The sequence below is a fragment of the Desulfovibrio sp. genome (genome assembly GCA_016208105.1).
Lineage (GTDB): Bacteria > Desulfobacterota > Desulfovibrionia > Desulfovibrionales > Desulfovibrionaceae > Fundidesulfovibrio.
The window spans coordinates 97,122-120,200 of the sequence record JACQYS010000003.1 but is presented as its reverse complement, the minus strand read 5'-3'; the positions used below and the strand labels follow the sequence as shown (position 1 = coordinate 120,200).

22 protein-coding genes are annotated in these 23,079 nt (G+C 61.3%); 11 read left to right on the top strand and 11 right to left on the bottom strand.

The genetic code is table 11. The annotated features are described in order from the left end of the window. Nucleotides 1-53: 53 nt before the first annotated feature. The 4 genes from nadC to nadB all read left to right on the top strand — a co-directional run bounded on the left by nadC (nucleotide 54) and on the right by nadB (nucleotide 4,204). Complete coding sequence (gene nadC, locus HY795_02085) at nucleotides 54-929, top strand: carboxylating nicotinate-nucleotide diphosphorylase (GenBank protein MBI4804006.1); 876 nt, start codon at nucleotides 54-56, stop codon at nucleotides 927-929. Nucleotides 930-1,034: 105 nt separating this feature from the next. After that, a complete protein-coding gene (nadA, locus tag HY795_02080) occupies nucleotides 1,035-2,072 on the top strand; it encodes a quinolinate synthase NadA (protein MBI4804005.1) in 1,038 nt (345 codons plus the stop codon). Nucleotides 2,073-2,121: 49 nt separating this feature from the next. Beyond that, nucleotides 2,122-2,607, top strand: coding sequence for an aminoacyl-tRNA deacylase (locus tag HY795_02075; GenBank protein MBI4804004.1), 486 nt, complete (start codon nucleotides 2,122-2,124; stop codon nucleotides 2,605-2,607). Between the two features lie 16 nt (nucleotides 2,608-2,623). Further along, nucleotides 2,624-4,204, top strand: coding sequence for an L-aspartate oxidase (gene nadB, locus HY795_02070; protein ID MBI4804003.1), 1,581 nt, complete (start codon nucleotides 2,624-2,626; stop codon nucleotides 4,202-4,204). A 188-nt stretch (nucleotides 4,205-4,392) separates the two neighbouring features. Here the strand turns inward: nadB and HY795_02065 are convergent, their stop codons facing one another. The 8 genes from HY795_02065 to HY795_02030 all read right to left on the bottom strand — a co-directional run bounded on the left by HY795_02065 (nucleotide 4,393) and on the right by HY795_02030 (nucleotide 12,595). Further along, complete coding sequence (locus HY795_02065) at nucleotides 4,393-5,211, bottom strand: fumarylacetoacetate hydrolase family protein (protein ID MBI4804002.1); 819 nt, start codon at nucleotides 5,209-5,211, stop codon at nucleotides 4,393-4,395. A gap of 114 nt (nucleotides 5,212-5,325) precedes the next feature. Then, entirely contained in the window at nucleotides 5,326-6,927 is a 1,602-nt protein-coding gene (gene secD, locus HY795_02060) for a protein translocase subunit SecD (protein ID MBI4804001.1), read from the bottom strand. Between the two features lie 78 nt (nucleotides 6,928-7,005). Beyond that, complete coding sequence (gene yajC / locus HY795_02055; protein ID MBI4804000.1) at nucleotides 7,006-7,410, bottom strand: preprotein translocase subunit YajC; 405 nt, start codon at nucleotides 7,408-7,410, stop codon at nucleotides 7,006-7,008. Between the two features lie 36 nt (nucleotides 7,411-7,446). Beyond that, entirely contained in the window at nucleotides 7,447-8,187 is a 741-nt protein-coding gene (locus tag HY795_02050; protein ID MBI4803999.1) for a hypothetical protein, read from the bottom strand. A gap of 12 nt (nucleotides 8,188-8,199) precedes the next feature. Beyond that, complete coding sequence (locus HY795_02045) at nucleotides 8,200-9,297, bottom strand: glutamine amidotransferase family protein (protein ID MBI4803998.1); 1,098 nt, start codon at nucleotides 9,295-9,297, stop codon at nucleotides 8,200-8,202. 15 nt (nucleotides 9,298-9,312) lie between these two features. Then, nucleotides 9,313-10,602: an NAD(P)/FAD-dependent oxidoreductase gene (locus HY795_02040; protein ID MBI4803997.1), complete on the bottom strand. Its 1,290-nt coding sequence runs from the start codon at nucleotides 10,600-10,602 to the stop codon at nucleotides 9,313-9,315. A 13-nt stretch (nucleotides 10,603-10,615) separates the two neighbouring features. Further along, complete coding sequence (locus HY795_02035; GenBank protein MBI4803996.1) at nucleotides 10,616-11,068, bottom strand: 4Fe-4S dicluster domain-containing protein; 453 nt, start codon at nucleotides 11,066-11,068, stop codon at nucleotides 10,616-10,618. A gap of 3 nt (nucleotides 11,069-11,071) precedes the next feature. Then, nucleotides 11,072-12,595 carry a 4Fe-4S dicluster domain-containing protein gene (locus HY795_02030; GenBank protein ID MBI4803995.1) on the bottom strand — a complete coding sequence of 508 codons (1,524 nt, stop codon included), beginning with the start codon at nucleotides 12,593-12,595 and terminating at the stop codon, nucleotides 11,072-11,074. A gap of 546 nt (nucleotides 12,596-13,141) precedes the next feature. On the opposite strand from HY795_02030, the gene HY795_02025 reads away from it, so the two are divergent. From HY795_02025 to HY795_02005, 5 genes are all read left to right on the top strand, one after another. After that, nucleotides 13,142-13,792 (top strand): carbonic anhydrase, encoded by a 651-nt coding sequence (locus HY795_02025; GenBank protein MBI4803994.1) that lies wholly within the window; start codon nucleotides 13,142-13,144, stop codon nucleotides 13,790-13,792. 458 nt (nucleotides 13,793-14,250) lie between these two features. Then, on the top strand, nucleotides 14,251-15,978 hold the full coding sequence (locus HY795_02020; GenBank protein MBI4803993.1) for an aldehyde ferredoxin oxidoreductase: 1,728 nt from the start codon (nucleotides 14,251-14,253) through the stop codon (nucleotides 15,976-15,978). A 162-nt stretch (nucleotides 15,979-16,140) separates the two neighbouring features. Continuing rightward, complete coding sequence (locus tag HY795_02015) at nucleotides 16,141-16,368, top strand: MoaD/ThiS family protein (protein ID MBI4803992.1); 228 nt, start codon at nucleotides 16,141-16,143, stop codon at nucleotides 16,366-16,368. 172 nt (nucleotides 16,369-16,540) lie between these two features. Beyond that, nucleotides 16,541-16,825 carry a MoaD/ThiS family protein gene (locus tag HY795_02010; GenBank protein ID MBI4803991.1) on the top strand — a complete coding sequence of 95 codons (285 nt, stop codon included), beginning with the start codon at nucleotides 16,541-16,543 and terminating at the stop codon, nucleotides 16,823-16,825. Nucleotides 16,826-17,070: 245 nt separating this feature from the next. Next, nucleotides 17,071-17,826 (top strand): ThiF family adenylyltransferase, encoded by a 756-nt coding sequence (locus tag HY795_02005; protein ID MBI4803990.1) that lies wholly within the window; start codon nucleotides 17,071-17,073, stop codon nucleotides 17,824-17,826. A gap of 164 nt (nucleotides 17,827-17,990) precedes the next feature. On the opposite strand, the gene HY795_02000 is transcribed toward HY795_02005, so the two are convergent. Beyond that, a complete protein-coding gene (locus tag HY795_02000; protein ID MBI4803989.1) occupies nucleotides 17,991-18,275 on the bottom strand; it encodes an EF-hand domain-containing protein in 285 nt (94 codons plus the stop codon). 180 nt (nucleotides 18,276-18,455) lie between these two features. Here HY795_02000 and HY795_01995 point away from each other — a divergent pair, with 180 nt between their 5' ends. Together HY795_01995 and HY795_01990 are read left to right on the top strand one after the other, a co-directional pair. Beyond that, entirely contained in the window at nucleotides 18,456-18,968 is a 513-nt protein-coding gene (locus tag HY795_01995; protein MBI4803988.1) for a nucleotidyl transferase AbiEii/AbiGii toxin family protein, read from the top strand. Then, nucleotides 18,965-19,147 (top strand): hypothetical protein, encoded by a 183-nt coding sequence (locus HY795_01990; GenBank protein ID MBI4803987.1) that lies wholly within the window; start codon nucleotides 18,965-18,967, stop codon nucleotides 19,145-19,147. The genes HY795_01995 and HY795_01990 overlap by 4 nt, the downstream gene beginning before the upstream one ends. A gap of 391 nt (nucleotides 19,148-19,538) precedes the next feature. On the opposite strand, the gene rpoD is transcribed toward HY795_01990, so the two are convergent. Both rpoD and dnaG read right to left on the bottom strand, forming a co-directional pair. Continuing rightward, entirely contained in the window at nucleotides 19,539-21,311 is a 1,773-nt protein-coding gene (gene rpoD / locus HY795_01985; GenBank protein MBI4803986.1) for an RNA polymerase sigma factor RpoD, read from the bottom strand. Next, nucleotides 21,308-23,032 (bottom strand): DNA primase, encoded by a 1,725-nt coding sequence (gene dnaG, locus HY795_01980; protein ID MBI4803985.1) that lies wholly within the window; start codon nucleotides 23,030-23,032, stop codon nucleotides 21,308-21,310. The genes rpoD and dnaG overlap by 4 nt, the downstream gene beginning before the upstream one ends. Nucleotides 23,033-23,079 lie beyond the last annotated feature (47 nt).

Here is a 23,079-nt window from a genome sequence, read left to right as displayed (position 1 = left end):
CTTCACTCCTCTTCATCTCCGACTTCATTGGTGCTAATCGCTCCATCCACATCATGACCACATTCGACGACTACTTTTCGGGTCCGGCCCGCGACTTCCTGCTCAAGGCAGTGGACTTGGCCCTGGACGAGGACGGCCCGGACCTGACCGCCAAGGCGGTCTTCACGCGCGGCGACCGGCTGAGCGCGAAAATCGTGGCCAAAGAAGAGACCCTGGTGGCCGGACTGCCCATCGCGGACATAGTGTTTGAACGCATGGGTATCCTCAGCGTCACCGACCGCGACTATCCGGCCAAGGACGGCGACCGGCTCACCGCCGGAGCCGTAGCTGCCCAGTTCTTGGGGCCTGCCGTGGGTCTTCTCAAGGCCGAGCGGGTGATACTCAATTTTCTCTGCCACCTCTCGGGCATCGCCAACCTCACGGCCAGCTACGCGGCGGCTCTGGCCGGTTCGCGCACCAGGCTCCTGGACACGAGAAAGACCCTGCCCGGCCTTCGCTATCCGGAGAAATACGCCGTGCTCATTGGCGGCGGTTTAAACCACCGGCGCAATCTGGCCGAAATGCTCATGTTAAAGGACAACCACATCGACCGGGCCGGGGGCATACCACAGGCAGTGGCCGCCGTGCGCCGGGCCCATGCCGCTGGTTCTCCTCCCCTGGAAATCGAATGCCGTACCCTGGAAGAGGTCACCCAGGCCGTAGCCTTGCATCCTGAACGCATCATGCTCGACAACATGACCCTGGACCAAATGCGTCAGGCGCTTACTATGATACCTGAAGGGATCGAAACGGAACTGAGCGGCGGAGTCACCCTGGAAAACCTTCCGGCACTCGGCGCCTTGGGAGCGGATTACATCTCGGTGGGACGCATCACCCACTCCGCGCCCTACGCCGACTTCAGCATGCAGATCGAGAAGGCTGGGGTGTGACAAAGTTTGTTTCGAGTGTTCCCGCCAGCACCCGCTTGTTCCCGGAAGTGGTCCAAGATCGCTCATGAGGCGGCCCGATGCGGTCGCTAGTTTGAGGAGTAGTTCATGACTTTCAGCAACGATTTCGATTTGATAGAAGAAACTCGGGCCCGCCTGGGCAAACGTCTGGTGATTCTGGCCCACCACTACATGTCCGACGCAGTGGCCCGCCACGCGGACCACACCGGCGATTCCCTGGAGCTTTCCCGAAAGATCCCCGCTCTGGACGCGCAATACATCGTCTTCTGCGGGGTGTTCTTCATGGCCGAGACAGCGGCCATTCTGGCAGGGCCTGGCCAGAAGGTATTCATTCCGGAAATGAATTCCCGCTGCGTCATGTCCGACATGGCTCCGGCCTGGCTGGCGGAGAAGGTGCTGGATATCCTGGCGCACGGCGGGCTTGACGTCACGCCGCTCACCTATGTGAACTCCTCGGCAGCGGTGAAGGCCCTGGTGGGAGCGCGCGGCGGTTCCGTATGCACATCGGCCAATGCCAAGACCATGCTCACCTGGGCCCTGGACCGTGGAAAGCACACCCTGTTTCTGCCGGACGTCCGCCTGGGCTTGAACGCGGCCGATTGGATCTCCCTGCCCAAAGAGGACCGCCACATCCTGGACATCCGCGAGCACGGCCAGGCCATGAACCTGGACAAGGCCAGACAGGCAAGGCTTCTTTTGTGGCCGGGCCAGTGCGTCATCCATTCGCGCTTCAAGCCCGAAACCATCCGCAAGGCCCGCCAGGAATCTCCCGGCTGCCTGGTGGTGGTCCACCCCGAATGCCATCCCAACACCGTGGCCCTGGCCGACGCCTGCGGCTCCACATCGTTTATCATCAAGTACGTGGCGGACGCCCCCAAAGGGGCCGTTGTCTACATCGGAACGGAGTTCAACCTGGTGAACAGGCTCTCGGACAAGTACCGCGGCGAAAAGGACATTCGCCCACTCTTGTATTCCACCTGCTCCAACATGGAAAAGGTGACAGAGCCGAATCTGGCGCGGCTTCTCGCATCCTTGGACAATACCCCAACGGTCCAGGTGGACGACGCCCTCAAAGAGCCTGCAAAATTGGCTCTCACCCGGATGCTCGAGGCCTGCGCGAAATGATTCCGCGCTTTTTCCCGCTGCCTTCCCTCGGTGGCGAAAAGGCCGCCCAGTGAGCAAGGCTTCCGCAATTCCCGCCACAGGGGCCACCAGGTTTTTGAAAGACAAGGGCGTGCCCTTTTCAGTGCGCCTGTACTCCTACGTGGACCACGGCGGAACCGAACGGGCAGCCCGGGAGCTGGGCGTGGACGAGACGTGCGTCATAAAGACTTTGGTCTTCGAGGACGACGCGAAACAGCCTTTGCTTGTGCTCATGCACGGAGACAAGGAAGTCTCTCTCAAGGAAATGGCCAGGGCGCTCGGAGTGAAAACCGTCTCGCCCTGCTCGCCCGATGCCGCCATGCGCCACACCGGCTACCAGGTGGGCGGCATATCCCCCTTCGGCACGCGCAAGAGGTTGCCGGTTTACGCTGAAAAGAGCATCTTCACCCTGGCGTCGATTCTCATAAACGCCGGCAAGCGCGGAGCCCTGGCCGAACTTGATCCGGCGATTCTTAAAAAACTGCTGCCCGTCACCGAGGTCGAGGTAGCCAGATAGATAAAAGGGGAGCGGCATGTTTCACTACCGCATGAAGACCCAGGTACTGGTGATCGGTTCCGGAGTGGCCGGATGTTCCGCCGCGCTCACCCTGGCCGACCAAGGCCGCGAGGTTGTCCTTTTGTGCGCGGGCGACGCCCTCACCGACGGCAACTCCTCCCTGGCCCAGGGCGGCATCGTCTACACCAGCCTGGACGACAGCCCCAAGCTTTTGGAGCGCGACATGCTCACCTGCGGCTGGAAGCACAACCACGTCACCGCCGTGCGCTATCTGGCCCGCAAAGGGCCCGACGTGGTGAAAAGCATGCTCATCGACCGGCTGAACGTTCCCTTCGAACGTTCGACCGATGGGGACTTTCATCTCACCAAGGAAGGCGGACACAGCCTCGCACGCATCCTGCACTGCGCCGACTCCACCGGCTATTCCATCATGCAGCACATGGTGGCGGCGGTGGAGAGCCATCCGAACATCACCGTGCTCACCCGGCGTACGGCCGTGGACGTGCTCACATCGCACCACCACGCGGCACTCTTGGAATACAAGTACAACCTGGTGAACCAGTGCCTGGGCGCCTACGTGCTGAACGAAATTTCCGGGGCCGTGGAAACCATCCTGGCCGACTACACCATACTGGCCACGGGCGGCGTGGGCCAAATTTACCTGCACACCACGAACACCCGGGCCTGCGTGGGCTCGGCCCTGGCCATGGCCTACCGGTGCGGGGCGCGCTACATGAACATGGAGTTCATCCAGTTCCACCCCACCGCCCTCTTCCACCGCGCCGAACGCAGGTTCCTGATCACCGAGGCCATGCGCGGCGAAGGCGCCAAGCTCATAAACGCCAAGGGCGAAGCCTTCATGACCCGCTACGATGCGCGGGCCGATCTGGCCCCGCGCGACATCGTCACCAGGGCCATCATGGAGGAACTGCTCAAGTCCGGCGAGGACTGCGTGTATTTAGACGCGGCCAACCACGTGGCCGACGTGGCCCGAAGGTTCCCAAGCATCGCCAAGAAATGCGCGGAGATCGGCATCAACATCGCCACCCAGCCCATACCGGTCGTCCCGGCGGAACACTACTCCTGCGGCGGCGTGCTGGTGGACGTGCACGGCCGCACCACCGTGGACCGGCTCTACGCCGTGGGCGAGTGCAGCTGCACGGGCGTGCACGGGGCCAACCGCATGGCCTCGACCTCGCTTCTGGAATGCCTGGTCTGGGGAGTGAGCGCGGGCAGCTACATCGGCTCGCGTTTTGGCTCCAAGCCCACCATAACCCGCAAGCTGGCGGACTCGGTTCCGGACTGGGTGAGCCCCGGCCAGGAGCGTAACGAGGACCCGGCGCTCATAAGCCAGGACTGGACCACCATAAAGAGCACCATGTGGAACTACGTGGGCATCCACCGCACTGCCTCGCGCCTGAAAAGGGCCTTCGAGGATCTACGCGACCTTAACGTCCACCTGCACGACTTCTACCGGGAGACCCCGCTTTCCAAGCCCATCGTGGACCTATTCCACGGCTGTCAGGCAGCGTACATCATCACGCTGTCGGCAATGAGGAATACGAAGAGCCTGGGGTGCCACTACCGGGTAAACTAGAGCGTGAAACCGGCGGGGGGTTGGGGGGTCCAAAGGGCGCGACAATTCAGCAGGACAACGGAATTAGACGCTTTTGGCAGCGCCCGCAGGACGAGGGGCGGGAAGGCCCGCGTCAGCCCTTTGGCCGCCGGAGGCTCTCCTCCCCAACTCATCCACAGGCGAGAAAGAAAGCTTAAGTGCGTGGTCCGCTACCTTCCTTGTTTCTCTACCGGGTTGCGCAACACGCCAACCTGCTCGATCTCCACCTCGCACACGTCCCCCGGCTGCATGAACACCGGCGGAGTCCGGGCGAAACCCACCCCCGAGGGGGTACCCGTAACGATCATGTCGCCGGGACTGAGCGTCATGGCCTCGCTTAAGATGGACACCAGCGCGGCCACGTCGAACATCATGTCATCGGTGCACCCGTCCTGCATGGTCTGGCCATTGAGTCTCGTCACCACCCGCAGCCCCTTGCATCCGGGAGGCAGTTCGTCCGCCGTCACCAGATGGGGGCCGAAGGCGCCGGTGTCGTCGAAATTCTTGCCTATGGTCCACTGGGGGGTCTTGAACTGATAATCCCGGACAGAGGCCTCGTTGAAGATGGAATACCCCGCCACATGGTCGAGCGCAGTATCTTTGGAAATGAAGCGCCCTCCCCGTCCGATAACGGCTACCAGTTCGCCCTCGTAATCGAGCTGGTCGGACACCGCCGGGATGAGCAACGGGGCCTCATGCCCGATCAGACAGGAGGGGAAACGCGCGAACAGCGTGGGGTAAGCAGGTACCTCGTAGCCGGACTCGGCGGAGTGGGCCGCGTAGTTCAAGCCGATGCACACGATTTTTCCCGGCTTGCTTAAAGGCGGCAGCAGCCTGGGAGACGGCAGCGACACTTGCGGGGCACGCACAAGCGCCTTGCCAACCTGTTCGAGGTCGGCCTCCCGGGCCAGCAAGGCGTCCAGGTCGCCCGGATACTCGGGATGGCCGGAACAATAGCCGTGCAACCTTCCGTCAACACTCACCGCGATGCCGTGAGGCCGCCCAGCTCGAACATGGCGAAACGCATTGGGGATCTCCTTGCCGTACAAAATAAAAAGGGGGCCGAAGCCCCCTTTGTAAAGACATCAAGACAACGCTTCAAGCTAGATCGACAGTTTCACCTCGGCGCTCTTGCCACTCATCCACACGTCCATGAGCGTGCGGCTGACGAAGATGGCCGTGAACATGGAGGCCACAATGCCCAGAATCAGCGTGATCGCGAACCCTCTGATGGGGCCGGTGCCGAACTCGTAGAGCACCAAAGCCGCGATGCCGGTGGTGACGTTGGCGTCCAGGATCGTGAGCGCACCGCGCATGAAGCCTTCCTTGATGGAGGCGCGCGACGGCAGCCCAAGACGAATCTCCTCGCGGATGCGCTCGAAGATGATGATGTTGGCGTCCACGGACAGGGCCATGGTCAAGATGATGCCCGCGATGCCGGGCAAGGTGAGCGTGGCCCCGAACATGGCCAGGCCGGCCATGATGAGCACCACGTTCAGCACCAGGGCCACGTTGGCGATAATGCCCGAGAAACCATAGTACACCAGCATGAACAGGGCGATAGCCGCACAGGCCACACCCACGCTCATCACGCCGTTGTCGATGGATTCCTGGCCCAGGGAAGGACCCACGGTGCGCTGCTCCAGCACGTTCACCGGCGCGGGCAGGGCTCCGGCGCGCAGCACCACGGCCAGATCGCGGGCCTCGGTCTCGGTGTAGCGGCCGGTGATCTGGCCTCTGCCTCCGGGAATCTTGTCCTGGATGGTGGGTGCGGAAAAGGCCTTGCCGTCCAGGATGATGGCCATGCGCTTCTTCAGGTTCTCGCTGGTAACGCGTTCGAATATCTTGGCTCCGCGCGAAGTCAGGGTGAACGTCACATAAGGCTGGCTGTTGTTCTGATCGAAGCTTACCCGGGCGTCGGCAATGAGTTCGCCGGTCATCACGGCCTCGGACTTCACCACCAGGGGACGCTCGGTGTATTCGCCCTGACGGCCGGACACCCGTTCCATGATGATCTCGCGGCCCGGAGGCAGCTGGCCCTTGGCCACCTTGGCAGGATCGATGGAGTCGTCCACGATCTTGAATTCCAGGTGAGCCGTCTTGCCCACCAGGGCGATTGCCCGGTCAGGGTCTTTCATGCCGGGAAGCTGGATCTGGATGCGGTCCCCGGCCTGCTTGCGGATGTCGGGTTCGGCCACACCGAACTGGTCGATGCGGTTTCTGATGGTCTTCACCGCCTGGTCCACGGTGAGCGTTTCGAGGTTCTTGGTGTACTCAGGTGTGAAGGAGACGGTGAATTTCACCTTGCCGTCATCCACCACTTCGGATTTGAGCACACGCACTCCGGAGAACTGCTTCTTGAGCAGTTCCTCGAAGTCCGCCCGCTTGTCCGGGGTGGCCAGAACGAATTCGAGACGCTTGGGGTCCGGCATGTTCTGCCGGATGATGGTCATCTCCTTCTCCTGGGCGAAGGCCTTGATATCCTGCCCGGCCTGGGCCAGGGAGTTGGCCAAAGCCTTTTCCACATCGACGCCGAGCGTCAGATGGATGCCGCCTTTGAGGTCCAGGCCGAGGTTGACCTGATTGCCGGGCAAATACTTGCCCAGCGGCGATTGCCGCACGGATTCGATGGAAGGCAAGGTGAAGAGAAGCCCAAAAACAAGGGCGATCGCCACCACTATCAAGCGCCAGGACAGGCTGGACATGCATGCTCCTTCATGCGCGAAAAGGGGAAACCGCCGGTTTCCCCCTCGCAAATGGTCAAAAGGTCAGGCAAAACCGGATTACTTCTTTTCTTCCGGCTTGTCTTCCTTCTTCTCGTCGGCTTTGGCGGCCTTCTTGTCGTCTTTCTTGGCAGGGGCCTGGGCCATGTCGGCGAGTCCGGCCACGTAGCTGCGCATGACGGTGATGACGACGTTGGGGGCGATCTCCACGTTCACCTTGTCGTCGGTGATCGATTCGATGCGTCCGTAGATGCCACCGCCGGTGAGAATCTTGTCGCCGCGCTTGAGCTGCTTGAGCATCTCGCGCATTTCCTTCTGCTTCTTCTGCTGGGGGCGGATAAGCAGGAAGTAGAAGATGACGAACATCAAAACGAGCGGCAGGAAAGACATCAGACCGCCACCCTGTCCGCCGTCGGCTCCCGCAGGCATCTGGCCCATGGCGTACGCCACGCTGGTCAGCATCATTGAATCCTCCAGTAGTTGTTTCCGTGAATGCCGCGCCTAACAGGCAACGTAGAGATTGCCGTAGGGACGATGAGAGAACGGCTTCACGCGCTGGAAGGGTTCGGCCAAAATCGTCTTCAAGTCAACCCCGAATTCCTTGCAGAACTGTTCGAGGTTGGCTGTGATGAGCTTCATATCCTCGTCGTCAACGGCTTCGGTCTTCAAATGGGGGCCCAGTTGTTCAACGGGCACCTCGCCGCGCACGTAGATGACGCCGCCGTGCATCCCGGTACCGAGCGAGCGCCCGCAGATGGGTGCGTCGGGCTTTCCGGTCAGCATGCCGAGCAGGATGATGGCGCCCCCTGCCATGTATTCGCCCAGGAAGTCGCCGGCCTTGCCGCCGATGACCAGCACGGGGAATTTTTCCTTGTAGGCCTTCATGTGGATGCCCACGCGGTAGCCCACGTCGCCCTTCACCAGCACCTTGCCGCCGCGCATGGCGTAGCCCACCACGTCGCCGGCCATGCCGTTTATCACCACCAGGCCGTCGTCCATGGTATTGCCCACGCCGTCCTGGGCATTGCCTTCCACGCGGATGTAAGGCCCGCGCATGAAAGCGGCCATGTCCTGGCCGGGCACGCCGTGGATGAGGAACTTTATGTCCCCGTCCAGGCCGTCGGCGATGTAGCGCTGGCCGCGCACGTTTGTGATCTCGAACTCGGTTTCGCCCTTGGCCACCAGTTCGCGGATCTGCTTGTTGAGTTCACGGTAGTAGATGTTGTCGGCATCGAGCAGCATGTCGCGTCCCTCTTAGTCTTCCAAATGCACGATGACGGGTTCGCCCGCCTTGGGGGCCCAGACGGTGTCCAGCTCGCGGCATACGTCGCGGATGGAGGATTCCTCGCTGGACATGAACACGTTGTTCCCGCTTTCGGCCACCAGGAGCGGACGAAGCTTGATGCGGTCGTTTAAGCCCATCAGGCATTTGCCGTCGGAAACAAGGATGGCGAAGGGACCGTTGAGCAGAGCCGAACCGTAGACCATGCGCAGGGCCTCGAAGGCCTTTTTCTGGTCGGCGGGCATGCGGTCTATCTCGTCCCAGAACGGGGGAGCGAACACCCAGCTGGCCATGCGCAGAGACAGGCCGTGCTTGCGCACCAGCATGTCCAGCTCGTAGGCCACCACCTCGGTGTCGGTCATGAGCGTGCACTCGTAGTCGTGCTCGCACAGGTAACGGCGGTTGATGCCGTAGGAACTGATCTCGCCGTTGTGCACGATGGACCAGTCCAGCAGGGTGAACGGGTGCGCCCCGCCCCACCAGCCCGGAGTGTTGGTGGGGAAGCGGTTGTGCCCGGTCCAGATGTAGGCCTTGTATTCGTCCAGGCGGAAGAACTCGGCGATGTCCTCGGGGAAGCCGACGCCCTTGAAGGCGCCCATGTTCTTGCCCGAGGAGAAGACGAAGGCCGGGGTCTTCTTGTTGATGTGCATGATGACGTTGACGATGTAGTCCTTCTCGTCATTGGTGCGCCACATGGGCCTGTCCACGCCCTGCTTGGGCGACAAGAAGTAGCGCCACACGAGGGGCGGGTTCTTGATGGCCAGGGTGGGCTTGGTGGGAATGGGCTGGGACTCGTGGGTGGTGAAGAACTTTTTGATGAGTTCCTCGGCCGAGTCGAGCCCGTCCTGGGTGTCTGCCATGACGTGGAAGGCGTACTTGTCGGCGTGGTCCGGATAAATGCCGTAGGCCGCGAAGCCGCCGCCCAGACCGTTGCCGCGGTCGTGCATGGTGCACATCGCCTGGATGGGCATGGAACCCGGGATCAGCTCGCGCTTGGTGTTGATGACGCCGAAGACGCCGCAGCCCGAGATGTCCTTCTCAAAGTCGTAATATCTTTCTGGAGCCTTCATTGGACGTGCGTCTCCTTAAACGATCTCTTGCGCGCCGACGGGGTTGAACTGCTCGTCAAAAAAGCCTTCCGGCCACTGAAGGATGGAGGGCTGGCCATTGATGAGCTTGTCCTTGGTCTCGGCGTCCAGGGGGAATTTGAAGCGGATGAACCCGGTGTAGACCCCGGCGATGTCAATCTCGCCGAGCAACACGTAGCCGATGAGCTTTTCGTCCTTGAAGACAAGCTTGCGGTAGGTGCCGTGCTCTTCGTCCAGGGTGTCGGCCACTTCGATGCCGGGCTCGCTTACGGCCTGGTTGACCACGCCCACGCTTACTGTGGGCAGCCCGTAGAAGGCGATGGCGTTCATGGCCAGGCCGCCCGTGTAGGGGCTCTCCGCCCCGGCCATGTTCTTGCCCGCGTAGAAGCCCTGGTTGAAGGCATTGGGCCAGATGGGCACCACCCGGTTTTCATCCAGGATGAGGTCCTTGGCCTGGGCCACGTCTCCGGCCGCGAACACGTCGGGATCGGACGAGGCAAGCATGTCGTCGACCACGATGCCCCTGTCCACGTTTATTCCGGCGGTCTTGGCCAGATCCGAGGCGGGCACCACGCCGATGGCGATGACCACGGCCTGGCAGGGAAGAAACTCGCCGTTCTTCAGGGTGACGCCCTGGACCTTGCCGTCGGCACCGCGCTTTATCTCTGTAGCCTGGGTTCCGCAGTGGACCGTGATGCCCACCTCTTCCAGGCGCTTGGCCACCAGGTTGCCGGCCTTGTCGTCGAAGGCGGCCGAGAGCACCCGGGGGGCCAGTTCCACGATGGAGATCTTCACGCCCCTGTCGTGGAGGGATTCAGCGGCCTTCAAACCGATGAGCCCGCCGCCGATGACCACCACGTTCTTGCAGTTCCTGGCCACGTCGATGAGCGTCTCGGCATGGGCCAGGGTGGTGAAGCTGTACACGCCGGGGCCGTCCTTGCCGGGCAGGGGCGGAATGAACGGGACGCCGCCGGTGGCAACAAGGAGCTTGTCGTAGCCGTAGCTGTGCCCGTCTGCGGTGGCCACTTTCTTGGCCTTGGTGTCGATGCCGGTCACCTTGGTGCCCAGGATCATCTTCACCTTGTTCTTGTCGTAGAAGGTGACGGGCCGAAGCTGCATGCGCTCAGGACCGATCTTTCCGGCCAACAGGTAGGAGATGAGCGGACGGCCGTAGGTGGGGGAGTTCTCCTCGGAGATGACCATGATCTCTCCGTCGGGGTCCTTCCTGCGGATGCCTTCGATGGCGCCCACGCTGGCCACGCCGTTGCCCACGATCACATATTTCATCGCATTTCTCCGCTTAGTCCTTGCCGCGATCTTCGAAGACCAGGCCAGCGTTGGGGCAGGCTTCCACGCAGGCGGGCGTGTCGCGGCCCGCGCACATGTCGCACTTGACGATCTTTTCCTTGAGCGGGTGCCTGCGGATGGAGCCGAAGGGGCAGGCCATCAGGCAGGACCAGCAGCCCACGCACTGCTCTTCGTTGTATTCGCAGCGGCCGGTCTCCGGGTTCTTGGTGAGCGCTCCGGAGATGCAGGCGGCCACGCACATGGGCTCCTCGCAGTGGCGGCAGGAAAGGGCCACGCACACCGCGCCTTCCTGGAGCACGCCGCGACGGGGGGCCAGGCCTTCCTGAACCTTCTCCACATTGTGGGCCAGGATGGTGTCCTTGGTCTTGGAGTGGGCCGTCAGGCAAGCCACCTCGCACAGGTGGCACCCGATGCAGACTTCCTTATTGGGGTATATCTTCTTCATGGCCTACCTCCCGGCGCTCTTGACGCCCAGGGTGTCCAGCTCGTTCTGGTTTAAGCCCACGGCCCGGAGCTTGTCGCGGTTGCCGCGCAGGCTCTCGATGGAGTTGAGCCCCATGCCGCCAAGCATCTCCTCGATTTCGTGCGCCCAGGCCTTCATGAGGTTGGCCATCTTCTTGGCGGCGATATCGGGGTTCTGGCGCTTGGCCAGGTAGAGGTCGTTGGTGGCGATGCCCCAGGGGCACTTGCCGGTGTAGCAGCGGGCGCACAGGGTGCAGCCCACGGCCAGCAGGGCCGCGGTGGCGATGTAGACCGCGTCCGCGCCCAGGGCGATGGCCTTGACCACGTCCGCCGAGCAGCGGGTGCCGCCGGCAATGACGATGGAGGCGTCGTTCCTGATGCCTTCGTCGCGCAGGCGCTGGTCCACGGAGGCCAGGGCCAGCTCGATGGGGATGCCCACGTTGTCGCGGATCATGGCCGGGGCCGCGCCGGTGCCGCCGCGAATGCCGTCGATGGCCACGATGTCCGCTCCGGCGCGGACTATCCCTGAGGCGATGGCGGCCACGTTGTGCACGGCCGCGATCTTCACGGACACGGGCACCTTGTAGTCGCTGGCCTCCTTCAGCGCGTAGATGAGCTGGTGGAGGTCCTCGATGGAGTAGATGTCGTGGTGCGGGGCCGGGGAGATGGCGTCGGAGCCTAACGGCACCATGCGTGTCTCGGAGACCCTGGCGGTGATCTTCTCGCCGGGCAGGTGGCCGCCGATGCCGGGCTTGGCGCCCTGGCCGATTTTTATCTCGATGGCCGCGCCCGCGTTCAGGTAGTCGCGGTGCACGCCGAAGCGTCCCGAAGCCACCTGCACGATGGTGTTCTTGCCGTACTTGTAGAGGCTTTCGTGCAGGCCGCCTTCACCGGTATTGTAGTAGGTGCCCACTTCGGTGGCGGCGCGGGCCATGGCTATGTGCAGATTGAAGTTGATGGACCCGAAGCTCATGGCCGAGAACATGATGGGAATGTCCAGCTTGATGTTGGGCTTGAGCTCGGTCTTCAGTTTCGGCCCGTCAGCGGTCTCCTCGAACTCCAGGCGCGTGGGCTTGGCTCCGAGGAAGGTACGCAGCTCCATGGGCTCGCGCAGCGGGTCGATGGAGGGGTTGGTGACCTGGCTGGCGTCCAGCAAAAGTTTGTCCCAGTAGACAGGGATGTCTACGGGGGAACCCATGCCCGCAAGGAGAACGCCTCCGGTGTCGGCCTGCTTGTAGATGTTCTTTATGAACACCGGCCGCCACAGGGCGTTGGGCTTGAAGGCGGAGGGCTTCTCCTGGATGAGCAGGGCCTGGGTGGGGCACAGGGCCTCGCACCGATGGCACCCGATGCACTTGGTGTTGTCGTGCCGCACGCACTGGCGCGCCTCATCCCAGTAGTGCACGCCGTAGGAGCACTGACGCACGCACACCTGGCAATTGATGCAGGCGTCCTTGTCCCTGACGACGTGAAAGTCGTGGTAGTTCTTGTTTATGGGAGCGAAGGCCAAGACGGTCACCTCTTTCATACGTTTTGGAGGGGTATTGCGGGCGCTGATGGTGCGGCGCCCCCGGCCCGCGCCCCCTTCAAGGCGTCGGGCCGAGCTGCCCGTGCGGCATGGGTGGCCGGGGCTCGGAAATGCGGGAAAGGGAGAATGGGAATTCTCGAAGATTTCGTCAAGTGGAAAATGCGCTGAAAACGGGTCTCAGCCCAGGCTATACAACGAAATACGGCTATTTTCGAGGCTTGGCGGGATTTACATTATGGAAAACTTTTTTTGCGGTGTTCCGCTGAGCGTACCTTTTTGGTCATATTGGTTTGGGGCGTTGCGGCTAGTGAACTTCACGGGAGCACAGGACGCAGGAGGGGTTTTGGGATGGTTGAGTGGGCGGCTGGAGATGATGTTACATTTTTGTAGGGATTGTCGAAAATAGTATACTAAATTGGTATACTATTCTAACTGCTTTGTGGCATCTTCTCTTGCTTGTCCGCCCCACTCTGTCCTACAAGGCCATCGGCGGACCTGCCTGCCCATTTCTCACGGAGTCTTAATACAATGAAGGATATCGCCAAGTTCCTCTCCGGCTTCAAGGAATTCCAGCGCACCTACTTCTGCGGTGACGACCAGATATTCTCCGGCCTCAAAGAAAACCAGAACCCCAAAGTCCTGGTCGTCGCCTGTTCCGACTCCCGGGTGGACCCGGCCATCCTCACCGGGTGCGAGCCCGGCGACATGTTCGTTGTCCGCAACGTGGCCAACCTGGTCCCCCCCTACGAGAAGCACCCCGGCCACCACGGCGTGAGCGCGGCAGTCGAATACGCGGTCAAGGTTCTCCAGGTGGAGCATGTCATCGTGCTCGGCCACTCAGGGTGCGGCGGCATCCAGGCTCTCATGACTCCTGACCGCGAGAACTTGGGCGAGTTCATCGCCCCCTGGGTGAAGATAGCTGAACCCGCCCTGCGCGAAGTCTCCGAGAAGCTCCCTGAGAAGGACCCTGACGTGCGCCAGTGCGCCTGCGAGCAGGCCGCCGTGCTCGTATCGCTCGAGAACCTGCTCACCTTCCCCTGGATCTTCGACCGGGTCATGACCGAGAGGCTCTACCTGCACGGCTGGTACTTCGACATGCAGCGCGGGGAGCTGTTGAGCTACCTGCCCGAGACCGGCACGTTCGAGCCCCTGGTGGCTCGTTGCGAATCGAAGCGGTAGACTCGTCTAGACAAGCAAGGCACCCCGGGCAGGTCTGCATTTTCCCGCCCCTGGGCTCACCCTGATCGTCTCCCGTGCGCAGCAAAGACCAGTGCGCATCATGCGTTGCGTCTTCATTGCGTTGACACTGCATCGCGATGCCCGTTCCACCACACCATCAGCATCGCCACTCAATTCAACAAAGGTGATTGGCAAAAAAAATCACCATAAACTGTTTAGCGTTTTATACAATTCTGCATTGTTTTTCCTGCGTACCATCCACAGTTCTTGAACTCTGCGAAAAGCCGACCTTAATGAGCGGCTTTCTGTTATGCCACCCCTGGCATAAATTGACATACTCTGCCCACCCCACTACACGACACAATACGAACGATCCGTTTTTCGTTCGCAGTTACAGTAGGTTGAAACACTAACGGAAACTAACCGTAATTGACGTTCCGAGATCAACGGAGGCTTACATGGCTAAGTTCATTCGGGTGGATATGGGCACGAAGAAGGCGACCATCGCCGAGTGCCCCGAACAATACGCAGGCCTGGCCGGTCGCGGGCTTACCTCCATCTTCATCGCCAACGAAGTGAAGCCCACCTGTCATCCCCTGGGCAAAAACAACAAGCTGATCTTCGCTCCCGGCTTTCTCACCGGCACCAGCGCGGTCAACTCCGGCAGGCTGTCCTGCGGCGCCAAGAGCCCGCTGACCGGCGGCATCAAGGAAAGCAACACCGGCGGCACCTTCTCCCAGAAGATGTCCAAGTTGGACATAAAGGCCATCGTGTTTGAGGGCCTTCCGGCCGAAGACAAGTACTATGTGGTACATGTCACCGCCAACGGCGTGACTATCGACGATGCTCCCTCCGAGATCATCGGCATGGGCAATTACGACGCGATAAAGGTCCTGCAAGCCAAGTACGGCCCCAAAGCCGGCGTGGCCATCATCGGCGCGGCTGGCGAAATGAAGCTTACTGCGGCCAACATTTCCTTCGCCGACCCTGAGAGCAACATCCGCAGCGCCGGACGCGGTGGCCTGGGCGCCGTCATGGGCTCCAAGAAGATCAAGGCCGTGGTCATCGACGACACCGGCGCCCCCGGCGTCACCATCGCCAATCCGGACGCGTTCAAGAGCGCGGCCAAGCGTTTCACCACCGCCCTCACCACCCATCCGGTCACCGGTCAGGGCCTGCCCAAGTACGGTACCAACGTGCTCATTAACATCATGAACGAAGCCGGCGGCCTGCCCACCAAGAACTTCCGCTGCGGCCGCAACGAGTGGGCCAACAACGTCGGCGGCGAGACCATGGCCGCCATCATCGAAGAGCGCGGTGGCAAGACCACCCACGGCTGCCACGCCGGGTGCATCATCCGCTGCTCCCAGCACTATGTGGACAAGCAGGGGAAATACATCACCAGCGGCTTCGAATACGAGACCATCTGGGCGCTCGGAGCCGACGCGGCCATCGACGACCTTGACGCCATCGCCTACGCCGACCGCGAATTCGACGAGGTGGGCGTTGATTCCATCGAGACCGCCGTGGCCGTGGCCGTGGCCATGGATGCCGGAATCATTCCCTGGGGCGATGGGAAAAAGGCCCTCGAACTCATCAAAGAAATCCGCAAAGGCACCCCCCTCGGCAGGATTCTCGGCTGCGGCGCCGCCGCTGTCGGCCAGATGTACGGCCTTACCAGGGTGCCTGTGGTGAAAAACCAGGCCATCCCGGCCTACGACCCGCGCGCGGTCAAGGGCGTCGGCATCACCTACGCCACGAGCCCCATGGGCGCTGACCACACCGCCGGGTATGCCGTGGCCACCAACATCCTGAAGGTTGGCGGTTTCGTGGACCCGCTCGCCAAGGAAGGCCAGGTGGAGTTGTCGCGCAATCTGCAGATCGCCACTGCCGCCGTGGACAGCACCGGCATGTGCCTGTTCATCGCGTTCGCCATCCTAGACATTGCCGACGGCTTCAACGCCCTGGTCGACATGATAAACGCCCGCTACAACCTCTCCCTGACCGGAGACGACGTCACGGCGCTTGGCAAGACCATTCTTAAGGCTGAACGCGATTTCAACCAGCGGGCGGGCTTCACCAACGCTCACGACCGGCTGCCGGAGTTCTTCGAAGAGCCGTGCCCGCCGCACAATGCGATTTGGGACTTCACGGATGAGGAAATCGACGAGGTGTTCAACTTCTAGCGCCGTGCAAGAGCGCACGGGCTGAACTGTAAGCCAATGAGGGCGGACGGCTCATTGCCGTTCGCCTTCATGTTTTAGTAAGGCCCAGGCTCCCATCAGCTCGATGTTTGGCACCCGGTGTTTGCGATTGACTCCCCAACCGTCCGCTCTTAATTTTGCCGTATGAATATAACCGTAAAATGCTTTGCCACCCTGAACTCGTTTCAACCGGAAAACGAGGAGCATTTCCCGCTGCACGCCGGCGAAACAGTCGAAGCCCTCATTGAACGCCTGGGCATGGCCCCGGACATGGTGGCGGTGCTGTTCGTCAACGGGGTTCACGCCGCAAGGGACAGGGTTCTATCCGATGGAGACCGGGTCAGCCTGTTTCCCGCCGTAGGCGGCGGGTGATTGCGACTCGAGTTTTTACCCGGCGAACTTTTCCCGCATTGTTCCAGAATGAGCCCGCCCACTTCCTTACCGCATCCACGGCAGAGAGCTTGAAAGTATCGCGGAAGTGACGCAAGCTTACGGAAATACTCACACCGTCAGCAATGCGGGAACCCAATTGGAGGAACCGGACGTGCCGTCGACTATCGAACTCCGTGCCTTTATGGACCTTGTCGGTTTGTTTCGGGAAAGAGGCTGGAGCAATCCGAAGCAGGTTGATGTCCAAGAAAAAATGTCCGGCATTGAACTGCTGGAACTTCTTGGAATCCCACAGGAAATGGTCGAGGTTATTTTCGTCAACGGCAGGGCCCACACCCCCTCCTTGGCCGAAGTGGCCGGTGGGGACAGGGTTGCCTTGGCCCCTCCCGGGGTTCCTGGTCCGTATCGCGTTCTGCTCGGCTTCAAGAACATGGGATGAGGGGGTGGACCGGGCCTGTTCCTTCTGTGCGTCGACATCGGCCCGGACACCATGAGGCGGCCAATGCTCTCCTCCCGGAGAGAGCTCCCCCCTGGACCACGGCGACAGGGTGGACTTATTCACAGCCGTGCCCGGAGGTTGGCATGACTTCCCCGGTCGATGATCTGGCCGAATCAGGCACACTTCCCGACGGCACCCCTGTTCGCATCCTCTCCCTTCGCTCCGCTCGAAGCGCGGCGCATCTGATGGGCACGGGCCTGCGCCTGGCCGAGATCACAGCCTTGGAACAAGGCATCATCCCCGAACGCTACCTGCGCAACTTCAAGACCTTCGACTGCGCCGCTCAAGCCAGGCTTCTGAACACCAAGGTGGCCATGGTGGGCCTGGGCGGCCTGGGCGGGCACATCCTGGACGGCCTGGCCCGGCTGGGCTTCGGCATCATCTCCGCCGCTGATCACGACGTGTTCGAGCCCTCCAACCTGAATCGCCAGCTCCTGGCCACCCAGAACTCCATCGGCGCATCCAAGGCGGGCACTGCCAAGGCCCGGCTGGACGAGGTGAACCCGGCCGTGGAGCTTCACGTCCGCCAGCTCTACGTGGAACCGGAGGATTTTGAAGAATTCTACGCGGGCGTGGACATCGCCATCGATGCCCTGGGCGGCGCGGCCTGCCGCCCGGCGGCCGAACGCGGCGCGGCCAAGGCGGGCGTGCCTTTGATAACCGCTGCCGTGGCGGGCTGGACCCTGCTCGCAGCCACGGTTCTGCCCGGAGGCAAAGGTCCGGCCGGGTATTTCTGCCCGGAGACGAAAGCCAAGAAGCCTTCCGCCGAGGATTCGCTCGGCTGCCTGACCCCGGCCATCCACGTTGCCGCTGGCCTGGTGCTGGCCGAAGCCGTGAGGATCGCCCTGGGCAAGCCCCCGCAGCTCGGGGGACCAGGCGGGCGCATGGTTGCCATGGACCTGGAACGCATGAGCCTGGAGCGGTTTTCGTTGCCGACATGATTTGGGGAGAAGAGACCTCCGGCGGCCAAAGGGACTGCGTCCCTTTGGAATCCCATTTCAAACCCAAGAGGCGGCTTCAGGCCGCCTCTTAGGTTTTGTATATGCTCCACGGACAACGCTTCCCCGTATTCCACTGTGTTTAGCGCTTTGTGCAAACGAACAGGCTACATCATGTTGGCGCCGCCCCTGTGTTCGGCCCGTTTGGCCTTGGCGAAGGTCCGCCACTCCGCGACGGTCAGCTTGCCGTCTCCGTTGGTGTCGGCCTGTTTCATCATCTCGTCCGTGAACTTGGGGAACCGCTTCTGAATCTCTTCCTTGGTCAAAAAGCCGTCCTTGTTGGTGTCCATCTTGTCGAACAGCGGATGATGATCCGGGTTTTGGGCGAAAGCTGCGGTAACAAACAGTGCGAGGATACCGGCCAGGGCGAATACAAGAAGACTACGACGCATTTCATTCCTCCAGAGTGATGGTGCCGGGTGCAAATCCCGACTGTTCTCAAGGGAGTCGGCGGATGGTTCGCTCGGGTTACACAAGGCATTGCAACCCTGTTCAGTGACCGGTTTCCTCCCCTGCCACTTCTTCTCGACTCGGTCATACGCTGGCGCAATGCAGTGGCGCGGGAGAAAGCTTTGGGTTATCCACAAGCCATGCAGCTCGACTACGAAGGTCTTTTCACTGCCTTGAACAAGGCCGGGATCCAATACCTGCTTACGGGTGGAGTGGCGGTGAATTTTCACGGTCTCCCCCGCATGACCTACGATGTTGATCTGATCGTGCTGCTGGAGAAGGAGAATCTGGAGAAACTGACTGCCCTACTGGAAGGACTCGGCTACCGCCCAAGGCTCCCGGTTCCTGCCACGGAGTTAGCCAACCCTGCCAAACGCGCGGAGTGGCAACGCGAAAAAGGGCTTTTGGCTTTCACTTTCCAGCATCCCAGCCAGCCCATGGCCGAGGTGGATGTGATGCTGGACGCGCCCGCGCCCTTCGAGGAGCTGATGACCCGGCGCCAGGACATGCCTTTCGGACAGACCACGGTCCCGCTCATTGCCCGTGAGGACCTCATAGCCAGCAAGCTCGTATCTCCAAGGCAGCAAGATATCTGCGATGTCGAGGCGCTGCGCAAATTGGAGAAATGCTCGTGAATGGGGACAAACCGCTTGTCGGCTTCTTTCATGAACCTGATCCAGAGATGGTGAAGGAATACGGCACCTGGCCGCTGGAACGTCGGGCGGCCTGGCTGTTCGCGGGGCTTAAAGCACGGCTTCTTCTGCCAAAGGAAGTGAGGGAGTTGCAGGATCAGTTCAGGAGGGGGGAAAGATAATTGAGGTCTTACGCTTTACTACCAAACTAGAACCATCTCTACTTCGCATCGCCTTCCTTTTTCCTTAAGAAGCCCAGTACGTTGAAGCACGCTCGGACAATGCCCTGCTCCCGGGTCTTTTCCGGCAGGGCTCGAATGTATTTGAAGAACATTCTTCGCCCTGGCCGGATTCAGACCCGCTCGCGGGCCCGCCACTTCCTTATATTTTTGGAATACACCAAAAGTTTGGATGACCGAAGCGTCTCAGAGGGCGGGGTCTCGCGGCGAAATGCGAGGATGCTCTTCACATGCATCCGAGCATTGCAGCCGAGACGGCCCCGCCCACAGAGACGCTAGACCAATAAAAAAGGCAGCTCCAGGCTGCCTTTTTATTCTATCCCAACGGACAGATTTAGCTCTCGTAGTAGCTCCGCAGGTGCTGGCTCCTCACCGGGTGCCGCAGCTTCCTCAAGGCCTTGGCCTCGATCTGTCTGATGCGCTCACGGGTGACGTTAAACAGCTTGCCAACCTCTTCCAGGGTGTGGTCGCTCTTCTCGCCGATGCCGAAGCGCTTCCGGAGCACTTGTTCCTCCCTGGGGGTCAGGTCCGACAGCACCCGGGCGATCTGCTCCATGAGCTTGGTGTTCACCACCTCTTCGGCAGGGGCCAGGGCCTTCTTGTCCTCGATGAAATCGCCCAGGCTCGAATCTTCTTCGTCACCGATGGGCGTCTCGAGCGAAATGGGCTCCTTGGCGATCTTTAAGACCTTCTTCACCTTCTCCAGCGGGTAGTCCATGCGCTCGGCGATCTCCTCCGGAGTGGGGTCGCGGCCGAGCTCCTGGACCAGGTAGCGCGAGGTGCGGATCAACTTGTTGATGGTCTCGATCATGTGCACGGGGATGCGGATGGTGCGGGCCTGGTCCGCGATGGCGCGGGTGATGGCCTGGCGGATCCACCAGGTGGCGTAGGTGGAGAACTTGTAGCCGCGCTGGTATTCGAACTTGTCCACGGCCTTCATGAGCCCGATGTTGCCCTCCTGGATCAGATCCAGGAACTGCAGGCCGCGGTTGGTGTACTTCTTGGCGATGGACACCACCAGGCGCAGGTTGGCCCGGATGAGCTCCTGCTTGGCGCGCGAGGCGGCGTTGTTGCCGCGCTTGATGCGCCAGAGCACTTCCTCCAGGTCGGAGACGTGGTGGCAGCACTTGTCCTGCAGGCGGTGGAGGATCTCCATCTTGGCCAGGATCATTTCCTTGAAGGAGAAGATCTCCTCCACGGTCATGGAGAGGGCCTCGGCAGCCACCATGGGATTGATGTCCCGGGCTTCGAGCTGCTGGAACAGACCCTGGATTTCCACCTGGGTCTTGCCGGTGGAGAGGATGTAGGCGGAGAGGTCGCGCTGGCAGTTGTGCATCTGGCGAACGTAGTCTTCCACGGTCTCGATGACCCGGTCGATGAGGGTCTTCTCCAGCTTGATGTCGCGCAGGCGGTTCACCACCTCGTCCTTGAAGGCCATGATCTCGCGCTGCACGCCGGCCACGCGGCGCTCCAGGCAGGCGCAGGAGTCGAGCTTGGTGTAGACCTTGCGGCGCTTCTTGAAGATGGCCTTGAGCTCGTCCAAAAGAAGGATGACGCGCGAGCGCTGGTTCATCTCGTCTTCGGAGGGATCGTCTTCCTCGATGGTCTTGACCACGTCTTTAAGCTTAATGCGGCCCTGTTTCAGATCCTCGCCCACCTGGATGAGTTCTTCCAGGGCGACCGGCACTTCCACCAAGGCGTAGAGAACGTCCATCTCGCCGTTCTCGATCTTCTTGGCGATGGTCACCTCGCCGTCGCGGTCCAGAAGCGGCACGGCGCCCATCTCGCGCAGGTACATGCGCACGGGGTCGGTGGAGCGCGAGGAGTAGTCCAGCGCGTCCTCGGTTTCGGTGAGTTCCAGCGCGGCTTCGTCCGGAGCTTCCTCGCCCTCGGCGGGCATGACCTCAATTTTACGCATTTCCTTTTCGGAATCGACTATGGCTATGTCCATGGAGTCGAAAATGGAGATCACTTCCTCAATCTGGTCCGGATTGGTGGACAGCTCCGTGGGCAAGGCCTTGTTGACTTCCTCGAAGGTGAGGAAGCCCTTTTCCTTGCCCTTGGCGATAAGGGTTTTGATCTGCTGGATATCCTTGATGTTGCTCACTGATCCCTCCCAACAAGCTCGCTGAATGCGGCCATAAGGCGTTTCTCCTCATCGGAGTCGCCCTGCTCGCGCGCCAAGCGCATGGCCTCTATGAGTTCGCGCCTGCGTTCCTCGGCCCGAACGCGTCCGGCGTGGGCCGTTATGTCCTCCCACCAGCCTTTCGCCTCCTCATCGGAGAGAGGCTCCTTGCTGGCGCATTGTCCCCAGAAGCTCTTCTGGCGCTCATCCAGATAGGGCAGCACGTCGTACTGGCCGAACTGAGCGAGAAGACGCCAAAAGGCCCTGGCCCTATCCGTGGCCAGGGACTCGAAAACATTCATCCGCTCCATCTCCGGTATGTAGGAGGGGCAACGGATGGCAAACTCCAACATCTGGGCGTCCTTCTTGGCGTCAGCGCTCATGGGCTTGGCCTTGGGGGGCGCGGTCTTTTCGCCCTCCCGGCTGGCGCGGCCCTTGGCCCTTACAACGGCCAATTTGCGCAGCTCATGCTCCCCGATTCCCAGCCCATGGGCCAGGCGGGTGAGCATGGCGGCCCTTATTCCGTCGGAGTCCAGTTCGTCCAAAAATTCCAGCGCCCAGTCCACCACCTCTTTCGAGGAGCGCGAGCGCACGTTGGACAGGCAAAAATCCAGCCCCTCGCGGGCCGAATCCAGAAAGCTCTGGAACGCTTCCGGCCCGCCCGATTTGAGCAGGCTGTCGGCATCTTCACCTTTGGGCAAAAGCACAACCCGGCATTCCGCGCCCTGGGACAAGAGCATCTGGGCACTGCGAAAGGCCGCTTTTTCACCGGCGGAGTCGCCGTCGAAAACAAGGGTAACCTGGCGGGTGAAGCCTGTAAGGCGCTTTACCTGCGGCTGCGTCAGCGCCGTGCCGAGCACACCCACGGCTTCAGGGAAACCGTGCTGGTGCAGGGCGATAACGTCCAGGTATCCTTCAGTCAAAAGTGCCCTGCCCGCGCGGGACAAATACGGACGGGCCTGGTGCAGCCCGTAAAGATGGTCGCCCTTCTTGTAGACCACCGAATCGGAGCTGTTCAAATATTTGGGCTCCCCTTCTCCCATCACCCGGCCTCCAAAGGCAACAACCTTGCCCGAGACCTCATGGATGGGAAACATCAGCCTCTGGCGGAAGCGGTCCCACACCCGGCCGTCGTCGCCTTGCACCAGGAGCCCGGAGGCCACGGCCTCGTAGGGTTTGAACCCCTTGGTTCCCAGGTGGCGTTCAAGGCCGTGGTAGTCCTGGGGTGCGAACCCAAGTTGGAAGCGTTCAGCCATTTCCTGGCTCACACCACGACGCGCCAAATAATCCTTGGCTGATTCCCCAGCCGGACCGCGCAGGCAGTCGCGGAAGTAGTCCCGGGCCAGTGAATGCATGTCGCTGGCGGCCTGGCGCAGTCTGCGTTTCTTCTCTTCCTGGGGGTCTGGCTTGAACTCGGCCAGGGCGATTCCCGCCTCACGGGCCAATTGCTCCAAACCCTCGCGAAAGTCCAGACCATTGATACGACAGTAGAAATCTATAACGTCGCCGGAGGCTTGGCAGCCGAAGCAATAAAAGACCCCTTTTTCCGGACTGACGCTGAATGAGGCGGTTTTTTCGTTATGGAACGGACACAAGCCGACCAAGCGGGCCCCGGCTGGCCGAAGGGCCAGGTACCGCTTGACTACATCGGCAATGTTGAGCCGGGACTTGAGGGCTTGTATCGCCCTGGGATCGTTTTTCATGATCCTCAAACGTTCGGGTTGCGCTCAAGCTAAGTCCGTTTCCGCCG